This is a genomic window from Candidatus Acidiferrales bacterium, from assembly GCA_035934015.1.
Taxonomy (GTDB): Bacteria; Acidobacteriota; Terriglobia; order Acidiferrales; family UBA7541; genus DAHUXN01.
This window is the reverse complement of sequence record DASYYH010000023.1, coordinates 86,931-105,011: the sequence shown is the minus strand read 5'-3', so window position 1 is coordinate 105,011 and position 18,081 is coordinate 86,931. Positions and strand designations below refer to the sequence as shown.

Below are 18,081 nucleotides of genomic sequence, written 5' to 3'. Positions count from 1 at the left end.
CCTACTTCGTGATGATCGTTGCTTCGACGTTCATGCCTGGCCGTAAGATGGCCTCGTTCGCGGGAATCGGATCAAGGTCAATCTTCACAGGTATGCGCTCGACCACTTTCACGTAGTTGCCTGTCGCATTTTCCGGCGGCAGCAAGCTCAGCCGTGATCCCGTCGCACCAGCGATCGAGTCCACGTGTCCCGTGAACGTTTTCCCGTACATATCCACGTAAATTTCCGCGCGATCGCCCGGCTGCACCTTGGCCAGTTGCGTTTCCTTGTAGTTCGCCGTCACCCATACATCCTTTAAAGGAATCAGAACGAGCAATCCCTGGCCCGGGGCCAGAATCTCTCCCACCTGCACGGTCTTGTTTGTAATCACGCCGTCTTCCGGCGCAACAATCTTCGTATAGCCGAGGTTCAATTCAGCAGCTTCCAGATTTGCCTGCGCTTGCGCCACAGCCGCGTGCGCCGAGGAGGCATTCGCCGAACTGATGACCACCTGTTTCGTGTTCGCCTGCGCTGCCGCTAAATCTGCCTTGGCCTTCTCCAAATCCGCCTGCGCCGATTCCACCTGCGCCTGCCGCACGCCAATCGTCTGCTGTGCCAGCGCAAGATTCTGCTGCGCCGCGTCGAGTTCGCTCTTGGCTTCCGTCGCCGCCGCATCGTACGCGTCGTACTGTTGCTGCGAAATCTCGTTTTTTGCCGCTAGTGGCTTCATGCGCGCCAGGTCCGACTGCGCTTTATCGTTCGCCGCTTGTTCCTTCTGCACATTCGCCTGCGCGTACGCGAGTTCCGAAGTCGACGCCTGCTTCAGCGCGAGATTGGCCTGATCGTAAGCTGCCTGCGCAGCGATCACTCCTGCGTCGGCGCCGCTCGTGCCGCTCTGGGTCGTTTCGCTCGTCAGCGGTACGTTCACGTTCGCCGATTGCGCGCGGCTCTGGGCCATAGCCAGTGCTGCCTTGGCGTCATCGACCTTCGCTTGATAATCCCGCGGGTCGAGCTCCACAAGGATTTGTCCTTTCGTCACGTACTCGTTGTCTTTCACCAGCACTTGAACGACGCTCCCCGGCACGCGCGACGAAATCGGAATAATGTGCCCGTCGACTTCGGCGTCATCCGTTGTCTGTCGGTTCCGGTAATGCAGCCACATTCCCAAAATCACGGCTACGAGGATCGCTCCCGCGATCATCAAGCGCTGCCGCACGCGCGGATTCTTCAGTCCGCTCGGCTCCTGCCGCGCCGTTTGTTCCTCTGTCTGCGGCGCATTTGCGTTCAACGCCGCATTTTTGGCTTGCGGCTTTCCATCGCCCTGCGTGCGGCCAATTTCCTTCTCGAATTGCGCGTCTTGCGGCTCCGTTTCCGTCGTTTTGTAATTCATGAAATTTAGCCTTTCATTCGTTGTACAGAAATTCTGTCTTGCCAATCGCGTGCGCCAGATCTGCGCGCGACTGGTTGTATTGATAAAGCGCGGAGATTTGATTCTCATACGCCCGCGCCAGGGCATCCTGCGCCGTAGTCACTTCGATATTGTCCGCGACGCCTGCGTGGAATCGATCCTGCGCTTGGTCCACTTCTTCTTTCGCCAGTTGCACGCCCAGATTGGCCACCTGCACTTGGTTTCTTGCCGAATCCAGCTCCGCGATCGCCGTCCGCACATCCAGCGCCACCTGATTTTTCTCATCCAGCATGCGCTGCTGCACTTTCTGCATCTCCAGGCTGTCGCGTGCGATCTCGTTATGGATGCGCCCGCCCGTAAAAATTGGCACGCTGACCGCTCCCTCGAGGACGTACGTCGGAATCACGTTATTGAGCTGCGTCCCTTCTTGCTCGTATTCGCCGTCAAAGTGCAGCGCCGGCAAACGCGAGTCGCTGTCCGCGCGTTTCCGATATTCGAGTGATTGCTCTTCCGCTCCAAGCGCCCGCATCTCCGGACGCGCCTGATACGCCGCGTTCAAGCTCTCGTTTTCGTCGACGTTCGGTGTTTCGGAAAAGCTCGCCTGGTCGGCCAGTTCAATCTTCTGTTGCGGATCGATATTCAGCAGTTTCGCCAGCCCGTAGAGGGCAATTTGTTCGTTCGTCTGCGCCACAATCAATCCCTGCTTCTGATTCTGCAGCTCCACGTTCGCGCGCAGCACGTCGACGCCGGTGGCCACGCCTCGCTTCTCCATGTCCGCGCCTTGATCGTACAGCGCCTGTGCCAGCTTTACTTCCGCGTCCGCCGCCGTCACCTCCGCGTGTTGCCGCAGCGCAGTCAGGTATTGCGACACGACGAGCAGAACAATCTGCTCTCGGACCGACTGTCGTTGTGCGTCCGCCGTCGTCACGTCTTCGCGCGACGCCTGCCATTTCCGCCAAAGCGACAAGTCAAACACTTGCGTCGAAAAATCCGCGCCGCCCTGAACAACCTGAAACGGCCCGACCGCCTTGGGAAAGCCCGGAAAAGTAAGCCCGATCTGCGCTTGTAAATTGAGGCGATTGATATGTTCGCTCACATTCAAATCCGCCTGCGGCAACAGTTTCGCCAGTGCGACGTTTTTATCTTTCTGGCTCTCTGCCAGATTCAGAGCGGCAATCTGCACGCTTGGATTTTCCTTCAGCGCCATCTGCACGGCCTGGTGCAGGTTCAGCTGCATTGGCGCCGCGCCGCCTTCGCCGGATGGCATTCCGTTTTGCTGCGCACTCGCCATTCCCACGGCGAGAAAAATCAATAGCGGGATGATCAAGAATCGTTGTGCTCCTCGCGATCTCCGCTCGGACGAATTTCCCGCCGCGCCGTCCTCTTTCTTCCCTGGCCGAATCGAATTTACGATCGCCGCCGTAAAACAGCCCTTTCCTCGAATTTTCGCTCCGGTCTCTGCCATCATCGAAAGAAGTTCCTTCCCGCGTTCGTCAATGAAGCCAACGTCCGTCAGTTCGACCGATATTGGATGCCCGGCCGCCGTCGCGAGTAGCGACTCCCAGCAACGCCGCAGTTCATCCACCCACAGCCCGGATACTTTCCCTTCAACCTTCAGCACGATTTCCTCTTCACCTCGTTCTATCGTCGCTTTCATCATCGGCTTCGTTCCGTCGCTTTCGGGACTGTACGACCGCAGTTCGCTTGCCAAACTGCCGCTAATTCGGCATTCCATCAAATTGTTTATATGTAAATGCTTACAAGCAAACAATAGGGTCAAAACGAGGCTTTAAGAGTGAATGCTATGAGTTTGTGTGCTGATATATCGGCATATGACTATATCTCGGCACTTACCTTCCGGCGGGCCGAATCCCCAGCTTTTGCATTTTCGACTGTAGTGTTGTGCGCTTCATTCCCAATCGTGCAGCGGCCCCATTTGGTCCGCCAACGACTCCGCGCGTTTCCACCAGCACGCGCTGAATATGTTCCCGTTCCGCAGCCGCCAGCGTCGTAACGCGCCCTTTCTGCTCCGGCTCTTGCTGCCGGAGGTCCGCCACGGGCACGCGCAATTCGCTTCCCGGGGACAAGATGATGGCGCGCTCGAGAAAGTTCTCCAGTTCGCGAACATTCCCCGGCCACGAATATCTCATGATCGCATCCATTGCTTCGTTCGAAACCGTATGGATGGGCCGATTCAATTCTCGCGCATGCTTTTGCACCAAATGGCGAACCAGGACTGGAATGTCTTCTGCCCGCTCTCGCAGCGGCGGAATGCTGATCGGGAAAATATTCAGCCGGTAATACAAATCCGTTCGAAACTTTCCCTCCGTCACCATCTGCGCCAGATCCCGATTCGTCGCCGCCACCAGCCTCACATCGACGCGCTGCGTATTCGTGCTTCCCAGTCGCTCGAATTCCTGCTCCTGAAGGACGCGCAACAGCTTCGGCTGCAACTCCAGCGGAATATCGCCGATCTCATCGAGAAAAAGCGTGCCGCGGTTGGCAAGCTCGAATCTCCCAAGCCGCCGCGCGATGGCGCCCGTGAACGCGCCCTTCTCGTGTCCAAAGAGTTCCGATTCCAGCAGCCCGGTCGGAATCGCCGCGCAATTCAGTTTGACGAATGTTCGTTCCCGCCGCGGACTATTGTTATGAATCGCCCGGGCAATTAACTCTTTTCCCGTGCCCGTTTCGCCCAAGATCAGCACCGTGGAATTCGTCCCGGCCACTGTGGCCACCTGCGAGAGAATATTTCGCCACGCTGCGCTTTCGCCGATCATCTCCTCGAAGTTGTACGTACTGCGGATCTCATCTTCGAGATAAAGCTTTTCCTCTGTAAGCTTTTCCTTGATTTGCTCCACCGTCTGGTAAGCCAGCGCATTTTCCACAGCGATGGCAATCTGTCCCGCGACCTGTCGGAGGAACTCAACATCTTCTTGCGAGAAAGCCGCCTCGCGGCGGCTCCCGAAATTCAGCGTCCCCAGCGCCTGATCCGGCGTCAGCAACGGCAGCCCCACTCCCGATTTCAGTCCTTCGGCTTCCACCAGCGACGCCAGATGCGGATACATTCGCGCCATGTTGTCGCCGCTCAAAAGGTAAGGCTGTCGCGTGAGGAAGGCATAGCCCGCCGGCGACTCATCCACCGGCAGCGTCAACTCTTCCTGAAGAAATCCTTTGCCGCCCGGAAAATCCAGTGCGCGCACTCGCATCATTTTTGTTTCCGCATCGTAGAGCGCCAGGCTCACGTAATCGCACTCCACCAGCCGCCGCAGGCTCGCCGAAATCGCGCTGAAAAGCTGCCGCAAATCCAGTTTCGATCCCACTGCATTCGTTATCTCCAGCAACATCCGCAAGCGGTCCCGCTCATGCACCAGTTGCTGCTGATACGACTGCGCTCGCTGGTAATTCAGCGCATTGTCCACCGCGACAGCCACCAATCGCGCGATTCGTTCGAGCAAATTCACTTCGCTCGCTGTGTACTCGTAGTGCCCGCGGTTTGCGAATCCCAGCCCGCCCAGCCGCCGTTGCGCCGTGCTCAGCGGAACCACGCAGAACGAATGAATTCCTTGCTCCAGCAGCGATTCGCGCAGCCGCGGAAATCGCGTCTCCTCATCCACTGAATTCACCGAAAGCGGCTTCTGCGTCTGCATTGCGATTCCGCTCGGCGACTCATTCACCGGCAGCTCCAGGCTCGGTGCCGCCGGCACCGGATTCGTGGCCTCGCACAACCGCAATTGCATCACGTTGCGTTCCGCCTCGTGAAGAATCAGCGCAAGGAAATCGAATCGCACGATTCCGCGCAGCCGCCGCGCTAGGTCGTGAAAGAGCGCCGGAAGTTCCCGGTGCAGCGACACCGATTCCGAAACTTCCAGCAGCGCCCGCAATTTTTCCGCGTTATCCGAATTTTGCAGGGGAGGTTGCGCAGCATTCATGAGGAATCACAATCGGTCGATCTTCGCTGCCAAAATAAAATCGCTTTCTGTCAGTCCGTCAATCTTGTGCGTCCAGGTTGTGATTTCCGCTTTGCCCCAGGTGAAGTTGATCGCCGGATGGTGCCCTTCTTTCTCCGCCACTTCTCCCACGCGATTGACGAACGCCAGCGCCTGCTTGAAATCCGGAAACGTGAACGTCTTCGTAATGTGATGCTCGTTGATCGCTTTCCATCCGGGCACTTGCTTCAAATATCCTTCGAGTTCTTTCCCCTTCAGCGGCGGAACGCCGCCCTTGCACGGCACGCAAGTCTTGCTGGCGAGCTCGCTCATCATATCCTCCTTCCTTTGCGCTTTGCTTTATCGATTGTAGCGGATTCGCCGTCGCGCACGAAAGCAATCCGCTTTCCCTTGCCGATTTCCGTTGTGCTTCCCGTTCAAAAACGTTAGAAACTCGGAGACACCTTCCGTGTCCATGAAATGTGTACCGAACTCATTCCCCGCCCACTGCTCGCTTCGATAAAAGTCGTCGTCGCCATTCTCTTTCTCGTTCCCTCGGCCCTCGCTATGTCAAATGCCTCCCCCGCGCCAGAAGCCTCGCCTGGCGATCCGATTGCTCCTATCCTTTTGACCGTCGTTTTCATCGTCTTCGCCGCTTTTCTTGGCGGCTTGGCCATGCGCCGCCTCGGCCAGCCCGCGGTCCTCGGCGAATTGCTCGTGGGCATGCTCGTCGCCAATCTCGCCTACGCCTTCCATCGCCCCATTTTGACCGTCCTTCGCGAAGGGCCCGTTATTCTCGACGTCGTGAATTTTGCGCTCACGCACTCCGTCACACTTCAGCAAGCTGCCCAACAACTCTTGCCCCATGTCGAATCCTCTCGCCGCATCATCGAAATTCTCGGCGGCAGCGCCGGCATTGCCGCCGTCGCTGTCTACCAGTTCGTTGACCAGCTCGCGCGCATTGCCGTAATCCTTTTGTTGTTTCTCGTCGGCCTCGAGACAAGTTTGCACGAAATGAAGCGTCTCGGCTTGCTTTCTCTCGCCGTAGCTTCTGTCGGCATTGTTTGCTCTTGGTCGCTCTCTTTCGCGGTGATTCGCTGGATTCAGCCGGATGCCGGATTCACAGCGAATCTCTTCATCGGCGCCATTTTTACCGCTACCAGCGTCGCCATCAGCGCCCGCGTTTTTCGCGACATCGGCGTGACCCACCGCCCCGAAGCGCGCATCGTCCTCGGCGCCGCCGTCATCGACGACATTCTCGGCCTGATTATCCTCGCCGCCGCGTCTGCTCTCGTCGTCAAGGGATTCGTCAGCCCGGTTTTCATCGCCGGCGTCACTCTCCGCGCCGCCGGATTTCTGATCGCCTGCATCGCTCTCGGCTTGTGGATCACTCCCATCGCGCTTCGCCGCCTTGCGCGTTATCGTATCCCCAATCTTTATTTGCTTTTCGGTCTTGGCCTCGCCTTCGTATTCGCCTGGCTCGCCAACCGCATCGGCCTCGCCACCATCGTCGGCGCCTTCGCCGCTGGTCTTGTACTCGAAGATTTTTTCAAAGACAAAGCCGCCGAGGGCCATCTCCTGCGCGAGATTCTTTCTCCGCTCGAAGCTCTCATCGTGCCGATTTATTTTGTCTTGATGGGTATGCAGGTAAAAATCGAGACGTTCGCCCGCCCGACGACCCTCTGGCTCACAGCCGGCCTCGCCGTCGCTGCCATTCTCGGCAAACTCGCCGCCGGCGCCGTTTGCGTTCGCCGTGTTCGCTGGCTCGCTGTGGGAGTCGCTATGATTCCGCGCGGCGAAGTTGAGCTGATCTTCGCCAGCATCGGCCGCAGCCTCGGTGTCGTCAACGACGCGACGTTTTCCGCCGTCGTCGCCGTCGTCATGATCACCACGTTTATCGCGCCGCCGCTTTTGAAGTTGGCTCTCCGCGATGGCTCTCATCGCGCGGCAGCGTGAAAGCAACTCCGCGCGCAAATCGGCGCTTCGCTGCCGAACCTTCAGCGCTTCGCCGTCGCCGCTTTTCCCGCCAGATATTCCTTGATGTACGCCGAAAACGCCTCATCGAGCCGCCGCGTCACTGGCCCCGGCGCGTTCGCGTAGCGATGTCCGGCGATTTCGCCCACCGGCAGCAGATTCCGGTTCGTCGACGAAATGAAAACTTCCTCCGCAGCGTACAAATCTTCCGGCCGCAGCGTCGCCTCCGCGCACGAAATCCCGATGCGCGGTCCGATCTCCAGCAAAATGCTGCGCGTGATTCCTTCCAGGCATCCCGACCCGAGCGGCGGCGTCTGCACTTTGCCTCCGCGCACGCAAAAAACATTCGCCGCCGTGCATTCCGAAACTTCGCCGCGCTCGTTCAGCAGCACAACCTCATCGAAACCCGCCTGCTGCGCCTCGTAAGCATTCCATGCATTGTTCAGCCACGACGTCACCTTCACTCCAGCCAGCGGCGACGTCGCATGCCGTCCCTCCGCGCGCAGATTCAGCCGCGCCGGCGAGCGGTACTCCGGCAGGTTCGTCGTGACCAAAATCAGATCCACAAGCGGAAAATGTTCGTCGCTCCGCCAGTGTCCCACCCGATTGTAAATCGCGTAAATCCGCGCCGCGCCTTCTTTCACATGATTCGCGCGAATCACTTCCCGCAATTGCTCGCGCACTTTTTCCGCTTCGAAAGGAAGCGGGCAATGCGTTCGCGCCGCATCTTTCTCCAGCCGTTTCCAGTGCCGCTCAAACGCGAAAAGCTCGCCATCGAAGACGTGCAGCGTCGTGAACAATCCCCAGCCGTTCAGCAGTCCCGCTTGCCCGGGCGAAAGCCGTGCTTCCTCCATGGCCACAAGTTTGTCGTTGTGAAAAATGAATCGGTGCAGCATCCGTCCTCCGCTTTCTCCAGCCATTGTAGCGCATCCATGCGTCATGCGCGGGCGCGAACGTTTACCTCGCGCATCGCTCTTGGCGCGCCGGAAAATGTCTATGGAATCCGCAACACCGCCGCGCCGCGCACGCCGTCGCCCTTGAGCGCATTCAACGCCCGATTCGCTTCGCTCAGCTCGAAAACCTGCGTCTGCGTCCGAATGGGAATCTCCGCAGCCACGCGCAGAAAATCTTCGCCATCCTCTCGCGTATTGTTCGCCACGCTGCGTATCACGCGCTCGCCATAGAGCAGCTCATAATCGAATGACGGAATCGCGCTCATGTGAATCCCGCCCAGCACGAGCGTTCCGCCTTTCTTCAGCGCCGCGAGCGCCGCTGGTACAATCTCTCCCGCCGGCGCAAAAACAATCGCCGCATCCATCTTCTCCGGCGGCTCGGCCACCGTTCCTCCCGCCCACGCCGCGCCCAGCTCAAGCGCGAGCTGTTGATGTTTCGCTTCGCGCGTGCACGCAAAAACTTCCGCGCCCCAATGCCGCGCCACTTGAATTGCAATATGCGCCGCCGCGCCGAAGCCGTAAAACGCCAGCCGCTGTCCCTTCTGTATTCCTGAAATCCGCAGGCAGCGAAATCCGATAATCCCTGCGCACAGCAGCGGCGCCGCCTGCTCGTCGCTGAAGCTCGCGGGAATCTCATACACGAAATCTTCCACGCCGATCGCGTACTGCGCGTAGCCGCCGTCCACCGTATATCCCGTAAAGTTCGCGCGTTCGCAGAGATTTTCCTTCCCCGCGCGGCAGAATTCGCATTCGTGGCACGTGCTGTGCAGCCACGCGATTCCCACGCGGTCACCCGCGCGAAAGCGCGTCACGCCCGGCCCTGATTTTTCGATTTTGCCCACGATCTGGTGCCCGGGAATAATCGGCGATTTTCGCGCCGGCAATTCGCCTTCGATGACGTGCAAATCCGTGCGGCACACTCCGCACGCCGAGACGCGCACGAGCACTTCGCCTCGTCCCGGCTGCGGTTCGGGTGCATCCGCAAACGCAAGTGGATTCGTGTTGACTGGCGCAGGCGCGCGCAGCATGCAGGCTTTCATGGTTTTCTTCGCTTGAAAAATTCTCGATGGCAGGTCATTTTGAATTTTCCGAATCGCGACACGAGAAGTCGCAATTCACGCGGACCCTCTGCCCGATTTCCGCGCAGAGGTCTTCTTCAAATCGCCTTGATTCGCTCCGCGGGCACTTCCACTTCATTCACTCCCTTGAACGAAAACATCAGCCGCACCAGATACTTCGGCGGATTCTCCGACGTTTGCCGCACGATATTCCCCACCGCATCCGTCACCGCCGCATGAAATAGCACGCCTTTCGCCTCGATTCCCGCCAGATTCGCCCGCACTCGCTGCCCTTCTTCGAACATTTCGTCCTTCCTCGTCTTCAATTCTCCGCCCCGCTCCCCTTTTTTGCAACGCGCAGCCGCTCGCCGCGGCTTAACGCCTAACGCTGTCATTCCGAGTGAGTCCTGAGCGTCTCTTGCGAAGGGCGACGAGGAACCTGCTGTTTCCTCTTTGGAGCGCGGCGGTACGCCTCGCGGATTCCGGCTTGCCTGCCGTGGCGGGCGAGGCCGGAACCTGCCTGCCGCGCTGGCTCTCAGCCTGTGTGTTGTTGCCGTTCGTAGGGGCGCTGCTTGCTGCGCCCGCGCGACTCAGCAAGTCGCGTTCAGTGGCGTTCTTCGTTCTCACCCCGCGCCTGCCCGGGGCAGTGCCCACCCGGGCGGACGACTCCTCGAGTCGCGTCTCCCCACCAACCGTAGCGCCGACCTTCAGGCACTTGCCTTTCAGGAGGGCACGGCTTCAGCCGTGCCGTAAACACGCTCCAAACGCCCGTTTCCTTTTGCGCTTCTTCATCCCCGCATCGCTTTTTGCAAGCATTGCAAGGACACAGCTCTCGAGAATAATCACGATACCATCGAAAACAGCGATATCTATACTGCAGAGGCCATGTACTCCGAACGAATCTATCGCGAGTTCGTGGACGAGATGCACAAGCAGTACCCGTTCGTCGAAAATCTCTTCGAGGTTCTGCGCCGCCTCGGACACGAGCGCTTTACCTACACCAAATTCGAGCAGGAATTCGCACGAGCCGGAATTTCAGCGGTTGATGCTCAAACCGCGGTTAAGATTCTCTTTGAGTATTCGATCGTCGGAACCCTGAGAATCGGCGGCAGCACAGGTGGTTCGACGCTGGAACTCAAGTACAGTGACCCTCTAATCCAAATCGATCTCTCAAAAGAAATCGTGGTCCACCCAGCGCTAAAGAAGCACCTCAAGCTGGTAGAAAAGCGGTCGCGGAAAATTAAGGTCGACGTATAACGCACCGCGCAATATTTATCCTTGACTTTTAGTTAACTCTATGGTACACAGTAGATAGCAGCCTGGAAAATCCAGGCTGCAAACGATAGCGCTGGAAGTATGCCAGGCCACGGCGACGTGGCCTTTTCGCTTTTTATGCGCTTTAGGAGATTCTAATCGCTAGAGATATGAATTATTAGAACTCGATGCAACTCACACAAAACAAACAACGGGAAGTCGTTCTAATCGCTGATTCTTTCGGTTTTTTGAAAAACTTTGCGATTTCGGACACTCGCCTCCGTCCCTCCTCGCGCCGTGGGTTTGGCTCGCCACTAAGCCGGGCCCCAGCGCGCCGTAGCCTCTGGCGAAGGCGGGCTAATCGAGTTTCTATGGGAAATAAGAACCTCATGCAACTCGCACAAAACAGGGCATCGGAGCTATTTCTAATCGAGTTTTTTCGCGATTTTTTTCGTGTCTCTGTCCGTTCTCGGACACTCGCTCCCCGTTCTGATCTAAATTCACCAGCCACCTTCCCCGCCGCGCCATTTCGCGCCATAATCGGCGCGCACCGAAACTCAGCCCGAGGCCGCGACTTGCCCGAATCGCTCAAGAATGATTCTCTGAAACAAACTCTCGACGCCTACGACGCTTGCGCCCCGCTCGCCGAGGCCTTCACGATCCCCGCTTCGTGGTACATCGATTCGCGCGTCGCCGAACTCGAAAGTCAATCCGTCTTTGGCCGCACGTGGCAGGCTGTCGGCCGGTTGGATCAAGTTGCCGCGCACGGCCAATTTTTCACCGTAGATCTCGCCGGCGAACCCATCGTCGTCGTGCGCAGCGCCGATGGCGAACTTCGCGCCTTCTACAACGTCTGCCGCCACCACGCCGCCGCCGTCGTCACCGAAGCGCAAGGAAGCGCCGCGAATTTCCGCTGCCCGTATCATGGCTGGACTTACGGCACCGATGGCGCATTGAAAGGCACGCCCGATTTCGATGGCGTCTGCAATTTCGATCGCGCGAAAAACGGCCTCGTTCCCGTTCGCGTCGCCGCTTGGGAAAAATTCGTCTTCGTCAATCTCGACGCGCACGCCGCGCCGCTCGAAGAATTTCTCGGCGGTCTTGTCGCGCGCGCGAAGCCGCTCGGTCTCGGCTCGCTGCATTTTTTCGAGCGCCGCGTGTACGATTTGAACTGCAACTGGAAAGTTTACGTCGACAATTATCTCGACGGCGGCTATCACGTCCCGCATCTGCACAAAGGCCTGAACAGCGTTCTCGATTATGCGAACTACACCATTGAAAATGAGGACCGCTTCTGCCTGCAATCGAGCCCTATGGAAACTTCCGGCGCCTCCGCCGATCCCGACGCGGTCGCTACGCGCCAGGGCAATCGCGCCAATTATTTCTGGCAATATCCGAATTTCATGCTCAATTGGTATGAAGGCTATCTCGATACGAACCTTGTCTTGCCGCTTTCCGTGGACCGCTGCCGCGTCATCTTCGATTTTTATTTCGCAGCCACAAATGACGCCGCAAAGGAATACAATCGCCAGAGCATCGCCGTGAGCCATCGCGTGCAGGAAGAGGACGTGGACATCTGCGAATCGGTGCAGCGCGGCCTGCATTCCCGCGCCTATCGCGCCGGAAGGCTTTCCGTCCGCCGTGAGGCAGGCGAGCATCTGTTTCATCGGTTGCTCGCCGCGGACTTGCGAGCCGCCATGAAGGAATAATGCGAGCGAATCAATAGGGAGAACGACCATGGACGCAAAAGCAGGAGCGCAAGAGCGATTTCGGCAGTCAGAAAAAAAGCTTCTCGACTTGAGCCATCGCATCCACGCGCATCCGGAGCTTGGCTTCGAAGAAGAAAAAGCCGCCGCATGGCTCGCCGATGAACTGGCTGATGCTGGCTTCGACGTAAAGCGCAACATCTGCGATCTCCCCACGGCTTTTTCTGCGCGCGCCGGAAACGGGCCTCTGCATGTCGCCATCTGCGCGGAATACGATTGCCTGCCGGCCATCGGCCACGCCTGCGGCCACAACATCATCGCCGCGATGGCTGTCGGCGCAGGAATTGCTGCGGCGAAAGTCGCGAATGACGTCGGCCTCACGGTCACTGTCATCGGCACGCCTGCCGAGGAAGTCGGCAACGCCAGCGGCAAAATCATTCTCCTCGAGCGCGGCGCGTTCGTGGGAATGCACGCCGCCATGATGGTTCATCCCGCGCCCATGGAAATGCTGGAAGCGCATCTCATCGCCGCGTCCATCTTTGACGTTTATTACACCGGAAAAGAAGCGCATTCCTCGGCGTTCCCTGAAATGGGCATCAACGCCGCCGATGCGCTCACGGTCGCGCAAACTTCCATTGGACTCTTGCGCCAGCATTTGCGTCCCACCGATCGCGTGCACGGAATCATCACGCACGGCGGCGACGCACCTAATGTCGTTCCCGCGCACACTTCCGCGAAATATATGGTCCGCGCGGAAAATATTCAGGAACTCGACGACGTGCGCACGAAAGTGCATCGCTGCTTCGAGGCGGGCGCCATCGCCACCGGCGCGAAGCTCGAAATTCGCGGCGGTGACAAACCTTATGCCGACGTCAAGTACGACCACGAAATCGGCTTGATTTACAAACGCAACGCGGAAACGCTCGGCCGCAAATTCCCCGAGATGACGCCCATGATGCAGCGCATGGCCGCTTCCACGGACATGGGAAATGTTTCTTACGCCATTCCGTCCATCCATCCGATGATCGGAATTAATTCTTTCCCGGCCGCGAATCATCAGCCGGAATTCACTGCACATTGCGTCACGCCGGACGCTGACAAAGCCGTGCTCGATGGCGGCCTGGCGATGGCCTGGACGGCGATTGAAATGGCCACGAACACCGCGCTGTGTGCACGGCTCGCAAAATCCGCAGGCGCTCGTGCCAGCGCATAAATGCAAGGGAATGAAGGATGAATCGCGGAGCTATTTTTTCTCGAGCAGCGGCGTCCAGCGCGAGAGATGGTTCAGCGAAGCGGTGTGCGTGTGATCGAGCTCAAGCGGTGTGACGGAAATCGCACCGTCGCGAATCGCTGCATAATCCGTATCCGGCTCGATGTCCTCGGTAAGTTTTTGCTCGTGCAGCCAATAGTAAGTTCGGCCGCGCGGATCTTCGCCGCGCTCAAGAACGTTGCGCGTGATTTTCGGCGATTGCCGCGTGAACCGCACCGCGCCCGTACACGGATTCGGCACGTTGACGTTCAGCAGCACTCCTGGCGGCAATCCTTCTTTTAAGACGACGGGCGCGAGCCGCGCTATGAATTCCGCCGCGGGTTTGTAATCGAACTCTCTCGCTCGCGCCGCCACGGAAATCGCAATCGCCGGAACGTGATTGATCGCCGCCTCCATCGCCGCGCCGACTGTCCCGGAGTAATAAATATTTTCGCCGAGATTCGCGCCACGATTGATTCCGGAGACGACCAAGTCCGGGCGCTGCGGCAAGAGCGTGTGAAACGCAAGAATCATGGCGTCCGCCGGCGTGCCTTCGACGGACCATTCGCGCTCCGCGACTTGCTCGCAGAAAATCGGCTGGCGCAGCGTGAGCGATTGCGCTGTTGCGCTGCGCTCGTGCGACGGCGCGACAACGATCACTGTGCCGACCGATTGCAGCGCGTGAACAAGCGCGCGCAGACCGTGCGCGGAGATGCCGTCGTCGTTGGTCACCAAAATATTGGGCATGAAAAGATTATGCAACAGCCGGAGGGGCGAACCGGTGAAATTATTGCTGTCGGCAAAGAATGGTCGGGACGACTGGATTCGAACCAGCGACCTCACGCACCCCAAGCGTGCGCGCTACCAGGCTGCGCCACGTCCCGACAACAAGCAAAAATAGCGTATCACCGCGGTTCGAGAAGGGTCAAGATAGCGAGAAGCTCTTCGCGGAGATCGAGCAACAATTTTCGCTGCGCGCGCGAAAGTTCGTGATCGCGTTCGCGCTCGCGTGCGGGAGGCGCAACGGATTCGGCAACGGCGCTTGCATCGGCAGTTCCGTTTTGTTCAGCAAGATGACGGCGCGCGCCGGCAATCGTGAATCCTTCGTCATAGAGCAGGCGCTTGATTTCGAAAACGCTCTCGATGTCTTCACGGCGGTACATGCGATGGCCGCTCGAGCTTTTCACCGGCTGCAGCGTCGGAAATTCCGTTTCCCAGTAACGTAAGACGAACGCCTTTGTTCCTGTCAGGCGGCTGACTTCACCGATGCGAAACAGGCTTTTGTCAGGAATTGCTGGCGCGTGTTGGGCCGCCGTGGCCATCTGGCTTGTCCGTGCTCTCTCGTTATCGTAGACCGATTCCGCGCGGTGTCAACCCTTGACAAGCACGTGGAACGGATGCGCCTGCGTCACGATCCCGGCGCGAGATCCACCGTGGGCAGGAATTTCGGCGGCTTGCGAACGTGCGTGGTTTGTTCGAAAGCGTAAGCGATTTTAATCAAAGCAGATTCACTCCAGGCGCGGCCGAAAAAGGAAATTCCCACGGGCAAGCCAAAAATGAAACCCGCCGGAACGGTGACATGGGGATAGCCCGCGACGGCGGGAAGAGAAGAGCTTCCGCCGAAGCCGTGGTCGCCGTCGACAAGATCCGTGACCCAGGTGGGACCTGCGGTCGGAGCGATCAGCGCGTCGAGATTGTGCTTATTCATCGCGGCGTCGATTCCCTCCTCGCGCGCGAGGCGATGATTTTTTTCAAGCGCATCGAGATAGGCTTTATCCGTGAGCGGGCCGCGCTTCTCCGATTCGATCATTATATTTTGGCCGAAGTAGAGAAGCTCTTTATCGGAATTCCGCTCGTTGAATTCGATGATGTCCTGGAGCGAATGCATGGGTGCATTGGGAAATTGTGCGAAATAGGCGCGCATGTCGGATTTGAATTCGTATTGCAGAACGGTATTTTCGTTTTCTCCGAGTTTACCAAGGGAGGAAATTTCGACGGGGTCGATCAGGACGGCGCCTTCGCTTTTGATTGCGTCGAGCGCACTTTTCATAATGGGCGCGAGCTTTTCGCTGAAGCCGAAGAGTTCTCGTACTACGCCGATGCGCGCGCCGCGCAAACCAGAGCGATCGAGAAATTTCGTGTAATCCGGCTCGGCTTTGCGCGCCGGATTTTTTGTGGCTGGGTCATCGGGATCGACGCTGGCAATCGCGCTCAGCAAGGCGGCGGCATCAGCGACGGTGCGGCAGATCGGCCCGGCAGTATCCTGGCTGTGCGAAATGGGAATGATTCCGGCGCGGCTGACGAGACCAACCGTCGGCTTGATTCCGACGACGCCATTGGCAGAAGACGGACAAACGACCGAACCATCGGTTTCCGTTCCGATGGTGATGGCGGCGAGATTTGCCGAAGCCGCGGCGCCTGAGCCGGAGCTCGAGCCGCAGGGATTGCGATCAATGGCGTAAGGATTGTGCGTCTGGCCGCCGCGTCCGCTCCAGCCGCTCGAAGAATGACGCGAACGAAAATTCGCCCATTCGCTGAGATTCGTTTTGCCGAGAATCACGGCGCCACCTTCGCGCAGCCGCCGCGCAACTCCAGAATCTTTTGTGGGAGTGAAACCGGAAAGCGCGAGCGAACCTGCGGTGGTCATCATGCGGTCGGCGGTGCCGATGTTGTCCTTGATGAGCACCGGAATGCCGTGGAGCGGGCCGCGCGGGCCTTTGCTCTTGCGCTCGGCATCGAGCGAATCGGCAATGGAAAGCGCGTCAGGATTGAGTTCGATGACGGAATTGACGCCCGGGCCTTGCTTGTCGATTTCCGCGATGCGGTCGAGATACTTCTGCACGATGGAATGAGCCGTAAATTTCCCCGAACTTATGCCGCCCTGAAGTTCAGCGACGGTAATTTCGTCCAACTCGAATGGCTTTATCTCCCAAGACTGTGCTGGTTCACTCCCGCGTGCGGCGAGCGCCGGAGCGACGACGGATGCCGCGCCAATGGCTGCAGCAGAGCCGAGAAATTTTCGACGACTCAATTGGGAACCTGTACGTTTCGAGTTTTTTGCGCTCAAAGGCTGACTTCTTTTGCAAAATCGCCGCGGTAACGCGGCGAAGGCGAATTGTCGTTTCACGCCAGGCGATTGTAAGCAAAACATCCGCGGAATTCACGGGCAATGTTGCAGGAACCGATCAAACGGAGCGATCCGCGCGCGCAGAGCGGCGCGTGCGCTGCTTGACGCGCTGCTGAAAACGGATCGGCGTACCGGTGAAATCGAATTTCTTGCGCAACTGATTTTCCAGGAAGCGCTCGTAGCTGAAATGCAGGCGGCGAATCTGATTGGTGAACAAAACAAACGTGGGCGGAGCGACGGAAGCCTGGGTGACGTAATAGATTTTGATTTTGCGTTCGGCTGGCGATGTGCCGCGTTCGAGATCCACTCCGGCGAGCCAGCGATTGATTTCGCCGGTGGAAATGCGGCGCTGACGCGAGGCGACCACATGGTCGATAAGTGCGAAAAGTCCGCTGGTGCGCTCGCCGGTGAGGGCAGAAAGAAAAATAATGGGAGCGTAGTCGAGGAATTTCAATTTCGCGCGAATGAGTTTTTCGTAGTCGGCCATGAGCTTTTGCGGATTCAGGCGCGGCTGGCTCGCTTTCGATTTGCTTTCTTCCGCAGCGCGCTCGCTGGCTGCGGCGAGAGCGAGGTCCCATTTATTGACCACAACAATCAAGGCGCTGCCGGACTGCTGCGTGTAGCTGGCGATGGTGGCGTCGTGCGAAGTGACACCGAGTGAGCCATCAATGACCAGGAGGGCGACGTCTGCGCGTTCGAGATGCCGCCGTGCCATGACGACGCTGAGCTTTTCGGCGACGAGGCGCGTCTTGCCTTTGCGGCGGATGCCGGCTGTGTCGAGGAAGCGGTACATTTTGCCGCTGCGTTCGACGACGGTGTCGACGGCGTCGCGCGTCGTGCCAGGCTCGGAAGAAACAATCGAGCGCTCTTCGCCGACCATGCGATTGAGGAGCGTGGATTTGCCGACGTTCGGCCGTCCGACAATGGCGACATTGATTTCCGGTGGCGGAGCAGGAGCGGAGCCCGCGGGAAAATCTGCAGTGAGCGCGTCGAGCAGTTCGTCGATGCCGAAACCGTGCTCGGAGGAGACTGGAAAAACTTTCTCGCCCAATTCGTAGAAAGGCGCGGCGAGCGCCATTTGCTTCGGCGAATCGACTTTGTTAGCGACAATGACGGGCGGTTTGCCGGCGCGGCGGAGAAGCTGAGCGAGTTCGAGATCGAGCGGAACGAGGCCAGCGCGCGCGTCCGTGACGAGCAAAACCTGCGTGGCATTTTCGATGGCGACTTTCGCCTGACGCAGAATTTCTCCGGGGATTCCGGCTTTTTCTTCGGGAACGATGCCGCCGGTGTCGACGACTTCAAAGGGCTTGCCTTCCCATTCGGCAGCGCCGTAGATGCGATCGCGCGTGATACCGGGTTCGTCGGTGACGATGGAGCGGCGCGTGCCGGTGAGGCGGTTGAAGAGCGTCGATTTGCCCACGTTGGGGCGTCCGACGATGACGATGGA

The 18,081-nt window shown here is 58.5% G+C and carries 15 protein-coding genes, 1 tRNA gene and 1 pseudogene; 4 read left to right on the top strand and 13 right to left on the bottom strand.

The annotated features are described in order from the left end of the window. Position 1: 1 nt before the first annotated feature. The 4 genes from VGR81_11215 to VGR81_11200 all read right to left on the bottom strand — a co-directional run bounded on the left by VGR81_11215 (position 2) and on the right by VGR81_11200 (position 5,649). On the bottom strand, positions 2–1,369 hold the full coding sequence (locus VGR81_11215) for an HlyD family secretion protein (GenBank protein HEV2289511.1): 1,368 nt from the start codon (positions 1,367–1,369) through the stop codon (positions 2–4). Between the two features lie 13 nt (positions 1,370–1,382). Further along, positions 1,383–3,047 (bottom strand): TolC family protein, encoded by a 1,665-nt coding sequence (locus VGR81_11210; GenBank protein ID HEV2289510.1) that lies wholly within the window; start codon positions 3,045–3,047, stop codon positions 1,383–1,385. Between the two features lie 190 nt (positions 3,048–3,237). Beyond that, a complete protein-coding gene (locus VGR81_11205) occupies positions 3,238–5,316 on the bottom strand; it encodes a sigma 54-interacting transcriptional regulator (GenBank protein ID HEV2289509.1) in 2,079 nt (692 codons plus the stop codon). 6 nt (positions 5,317–5,322) lie between these two features. Continuing rightward, on the bottom strand, positions 5,323–5,649 hold the full coding sequence (locus tag VGR81_11200; GenBank protein HEV2289508.1) for a 4a-hydroxytetrahydrobiopterin dehydratase: 327 nt from the start codon (positions 5,647–5,649) through the stop codon (positions 5,323–5,325). Between the two features lie 144 nt (positions 5,650–5,793). Between VGR81_11200 and VGR81_11195 the strand changes: the two genes are divergently transcribed. Continuing rightward, on the top strand, positions 5,794–7,269 hold the full coding sequence (locus VGR81_11195; GenBank protein HEV2289507.1) for a cation:proton antiporter: 1,476 nt from the start codon (positions 5,794–5,796) through the stop codon (positions 7,267–7,269). A gap of 41 nt (positions 7,270–7,310) precedes the next feature. Here VGR81_11195 and VGR81_11190 read toward each other — a convergent pair whose 3' ends face one another. From VGR81_11190 to VGR81_11180, 3 genes are all read right to left on the bottom strand, one after another. Continuing rightward, a complete protein-coding gene (locus VGR81_11190) occupies positions 7,311–8,183 on the bottom strand; it encodes an aminotransferase class IV (protein ID HEV2289506.1) in 873 nt (290 codons plus the stop codon). A 98-nt stretch (positions 8,184–8,281) separates the two neighbouring features. Then, positions 8,282–9,280 carry a zinc-dependent alcohol dehydrogenase family protein gene (locus tag VGR81_11185; GenBank protein HEV2289505.1) on the bottom strand — a complete coding sequence of 333 codons (999 nt, stop codon included), beginning with the start codon at positions 9,278–9,280 and terminating at the stop codon, positions 8,282–8,284. A 116-nt stretch (positions 9,281–9,396) separates the two neighbouring features. Then, positions 9,397–9,603: a hypothetical protein gene (locus VGR81_11180; GenBank protein ID HEV2289504.1), complete on the bottom strand. Its 207-nt coding sequence runs from the start codon at positions 9,601–9,603 to the stop codon at positions 9,397–9,399. A 580-nt stretch (positions 9,604–10,183) separates the two neighbouring features. On the opposite strand from VGR81_11180, the gene VGR81_11175 reads away from it, so the two are divergent. From VGR81_11175 to VGR81_11165, 3 genes are all read left to right on the top strand, one after another. Continuing rightward, positions 10,184–10,555 (top strand): hypothetical protein, encoded by a 372-nt coding sequence (locus VGR81_11175; protein HEV2289503.1) that lies wholly within the window; start codon positions 10,184–10,186, stop codon positions 10,553–10,555. A gap of 572 nt (positions 10,556–11,127) precedes the next feature. Then, positions 11,128–12,261 (top strand): aromatic ring-hydroxylating dioxygenase subunit alpha, encoded by a 1,134-nt coding sequence (locus tag VGR81_11170; protein ID HEV2289502.1) that lies wholly within the window; start codon positions 11,128–11,130, stop codon positions 12,259–12,261. Positions 12,262–12,289: 28 nt separating this feature from the next. Beyond that, on the top strand, positions 12,290–13,471 hold the full coding sequence (locus VGR81_11165) for a M20 family metallopeptidase (protein HEV2289501.1): 1,182 nt from the start codon (positions 12,290–12,292) through the stop codon (positions 13,469–13,471). Between the two features lie 30 nt (positions 13,472–13,501). Here VGR81_11165 and surE read toward each other — a convergent pair whose 3' ends face one another. The 6 genes and pseudogenes from surE to der all read right to left on the bottom strand — a co-directional run bounded on the left by surE (position 13,502) and on the right by der (position 18,072). After that, on the bottom strand, positions 13,502–14,254 hold the full coding sequence (surE, locus tag VGR81_11160; GenBank protein HEV2289500.1) for a 5'/3'-nucleotidase SurE: 753 nt from the start codon (positions 14,252–14,254) through the stop codon (positions 13,502–13,504). Positions 14,255–14,314: 60 nt separating this feature from the next. Further along, positions 14,315–14,391, bottom strand: a tRNA-Pro gene (locus tag VGR81_11155). 21 nt (positions 14,392–14,412) lie between these two features. Continuing rightward, positions 14,413–14,829, bottom strand: a complete 417-nt coding sequence (locus VGR81_11150) for a MerR family transcriptional regulator (protein HEV2289499.1) — start codon at positions 14,827–14,829, stop codon at positions 14,413–14,415. An 86-nt stretch (positions 14,830–14,915) separates the two neighbouring features. Further along, entirely contained in the window at positions 14,916–16,538 is a 1,623-nt protein-coding gene (locus tag VGR81_11145; protein ID HEV2289498.1) for an amidase, read from the bottom strand. 154 nt (positions 16,539–16,692) lie between these two features. Then, positions 16,693–17,001, bottom strand: coding sequence for a hypothetical protein (locus VGR81_11140; GenBank protein HEV2289497.1), 309 nt, complete (start codon positions 16,999–17,001; stop codon positions 16,693–16,695). 6 nt (positions 17,002–17,007) lie between these two features. After that, positions 17,008–18,072, bottom strand: a pseudogene (gene der, locus VGR81_11135) (ribosome biogenesis GTPase Der). Between the last annotated feature and the right edge of the window lie 9 nt (positions 18,073–18,081).